The sequence below is a fragment of the Streptomyces hilarionis genome (genome assembly GCF_024539675.1).
Classification (GTDB): Bacteria; Actinomycetota; Actinomycetes; order Streptomycetales; family Streptomycetaceae; genus Streptomyces; species Streptomyces hilarionis.
This window is the reverse complement of record NZ_JAHHIT010000439.1, coordinates 1-456: the sequence shown is the minus strand read 5'-3', so window position 1 is coordinate 456 and position 456 is coordinate 1. Positions and strand designations below refer to the sequence as shown.

General features: G+C 63.6%; 1 protein-coding gene. It reads left to right on the top strand.

Annotation, left to right across the window (positions count from 1 at the left end; translation table 11 throughout):
• Positions 1-456: outer membrane protein assembly factor BamB family protein (locus tag KMS84_RS43880; protein ID WP_256921315.1), on the top strand; the 456-nt coding region annotated here is incomplete at both ends.

The window sequence follows — 456 nt, the reverse complement described above, 5'->3', positions numbered from 1 at the left end:
GCCGACAGTGAGCCGGGCAACTGGATGACCACCGGCCGCACCTACGACGAACAACGCTTCAGCCCACTGAAGAAGATCAATGACGGCAACGTCGACAAGCTCGGCCTGGCCTGGAGCTACAAGCTGGATATCGATCGCGGTGTGGAAGCTACGCCGATCATCGTCGATGGCGTGATGTACACCACCGGGCCGTTTTCCATCGTCTATGCCCTGGATGCGCGCGACGGCAAGCTGCTGTGGAAATACGACCCGCAGTCCGACCGCTCCCGCGCCGGTGAAGCCTGCTGCGATGCGGTGAACCGTGGCGTGGCGGTGTGGAATGGCAAGGTCTATGTCGGCGTGCTCGATGGCCGCCTGGAAGCCATCGACGCCAAGACCGGGCAGAAGGTCTGGAGCGTGGATACTCGTAGCGACCCGACCCGCAGCATCACCATCACCGGCGCCCCGCGCATCGTC